This is a genomic window from Desulfosporosinus metallidurans (genome assembly GCF_001936615.1).
GTDB classification, from domain to species: Bacteria; Bacillota; Desulfitobacteriia; order Desulfitobacteriales; family Desulfitobacteriaceae; genus Desulfosporosinus; species Desulfosporosinus metallidurans.
This window is the reverse complement of the sequence record NZ_MLBF01000132.1, coordinates 1-2,322: the sequence shown is the minus strand read 5'-3', so window position 1 is coordinate 2,322 and position 2,322 is coordinate 1. Positions and strand designations below refer to the sequence as shown.

The 2,322-nt window shown below is 36.5% G+C and carries 2 protein-coding genes; both read left to right on the top strand.

The window, feature by feature from the left end; genetic code table 11:
- Window positions 1-26 precede the first annotated feature (26 nt).
- Window positions 27-119: a topoisomerase DNA-binding C4 zinc finger domain-containing protein gene (locus DSOL_RS25895; protein WP_235839013.1), complete on the top strand. Its 93-nt coding sequence runs from the start codon at window positions 27-29 to the stop codon at window positions 117-119.
- A gap of 254 nt (window positions 120-373) precedes the next feature.
- A complete protein-coding gene (locus tag DSOL_RS25890; protein WP_075367571.1) occupies window positions 374-2,296 on the top strand; it encodes a zinc-ribbon domain-containing protein in 1,923 nt (640 codons plus the stop codon).
- The last annotated feature ends 26 nt before the right edge of the window (window positions 2,297-2,322 follow it).

Here is a 2,322-nt window from a genome sequence, read left to right as displayed (position 1 = left end):
ACAATTGGCGTTAATAGTTGTCCCAAATGTGGTGGGGAGCTGATCACGAGAAAGGTAAATATGGAGATTTTAAAGGGTGTAACAATTATCCGAAGTGTAGGTTTACAATTACCAACTAGCCAATGAATCCTGATTTCGGTAAAAGTGGAGTCAATAGAGTATAAGTATTGATAATGTCTATTAGCGGAAGTTGGTAAGATTGGGGATCAGCTAGAACTGACCCTCTTTTTGCTTTGCATTTTTCCGTAATGACTGGAGTGAAATCAGGAGTATACTGAATTAAGGTAAACAAAAAAATTACAGACTTATTAAAATACAAAATTGTCCAATTATAATGTATTACAACTTGGTAGCTGAAAGATGGTTGAAAGCAATGGTAGATAAAAAGGAAAAGAAATATTTACGTGATAACACACAACTCATGGCCGAATGGGATTGGGAGAAAAACAAAGAACTTGATCCCAATACATTAACATGTGGAACCCATAAAAAGGCTTGGTGGAGATGTGAAAATGGCCATAGCTGGAAAAGTTCAGTAGCCCACAGGCAAGGAGGAGAAGGTTGTCCATTTTGCGCAGGAAAGTCCGTATTAATAGGATTTAATGATTTACAATCAAATAATCCGAATTTAGCTATGGAATGGCATTCAAATAAAAACGGATATTTAAAACCAACTATGGTTTCAACTAGAAGCAACAAAAAGGTATGGTGGAGATGTGAAAAAGGACATGAGTGGGAGTGCACAGTTTGTAAAAGACAAGAAGGTCAAGGATGTCCAATTTGTAGCGGAAGGCGAGTTTTAGCTGGATTCAATGATTTGGCAACTATAAATCCGAAAATAGCTCGCGAATGGAACTTAACAAAAAATGGAGACCTAAAACCTTCAGATGTAACTAAATTCAGTAATAAAATAGTATGGTGGCAATGCGACAAAGGGCATAACTGGAGTGCAAAAGTGTCTGATAGAAGCAAAGGGTTAGGGTGCCCAATCTGTGTGAACAAACAAGTTTTGGAAGGATACAATGATTTAGCGACAACTAAACCCGAAATAGTTCAAGAATGGCATCCAACCAAAAATGGGAATTTAAAGCCTTCAGATGTTGTAGCTGGTTCTGAGAGGAAAGTATGGTGGAAATGTAAAAAAGGGCATGAATGGGAAGCATCAGTCTATTATAGAAGTAGTGGCACAGGATGCCCTATTTGCAATAACGAGAGGCATATTTCGTTTCCAGAAAAAGCATTGTATTTTTATGTTAGGCAATTCTTTAAAGATGCGATTGCAAATTATAAAGATAAAAGCATTGGTGATCTTGAACTAGACGTTTATATCCCATCTATGAATATTGGCTTGGAATATGACGGGATTTATCACACGAGGGAAAGAGATATTAATAAAAATATAGTATGTCAACAAAATGGAATAAAACTTATTAGGCTTCGAGTCAAGGACATTGGTTTGCTGAATGATTCTTCAATTGATTACATTGTATCCCCGAATGATCTCGATCTGCAACGGGTTATTAGAATTGTCCTCAAAAAAGAACTAAAAGTATTATATCCTAGAGTTGATATTGCATCTGATAAAAAAGAAATTTATTCATTAATGGATATACAGGAAAAACGAAACTCTTTTGCATACAAACATCCTAATTTAGCAAAAGAATGGGATTGTGAAAAAAATGGTGTTTTAAGGCCAGAACTGGTGTCTTCTCGTAGTGGCAAATCAGTTTGGTGGATATGTCCTAATTGTAGGAAAAGTTATTCCATGAGGATTGCAGATAGAAGCGAGGGAAGTGGATGCCCGGATTGTTCGAAGCTTAAGGCTGCTTATACTAGAAGTCAACAAATAATTATCAAGAATGGTTCTCTTCTTGATATAAATTCTCAGTTAGCCAGCGAATGGAATTATGAAAAAAACATAGACATCTTACCAACAACAGTATCCACACATAGCAATAAGAAAGTATGGTGGAAAGGGAGCTGTGGGCATGAATGGGAAGCTATTATAAATAATAGAAGTAAAGGTCAAGGTTGCCCTTATTGTAGTCATGTACGTCTCTTAACTGGTTTTAATGATACTCAGACATTATTCCCGGAATTAGTAAAAGAATGGAATTACGATAAAAATGGTAATCTTAAGCCCACAATGGTTATTGCTGGCACTCGAAAAAAAGTGTGGTGGAAATGTTCAAAATGCGACACTGAATGGATGGCATCCGTTGATAGAAGGTCACGGGGTGGAGGTTGCCCTGCATGCTCACATAAAGAAAAGAAAAAGTATTCTTATACCCTGTAACAATCTAACTGAAAATTAACTTCCAG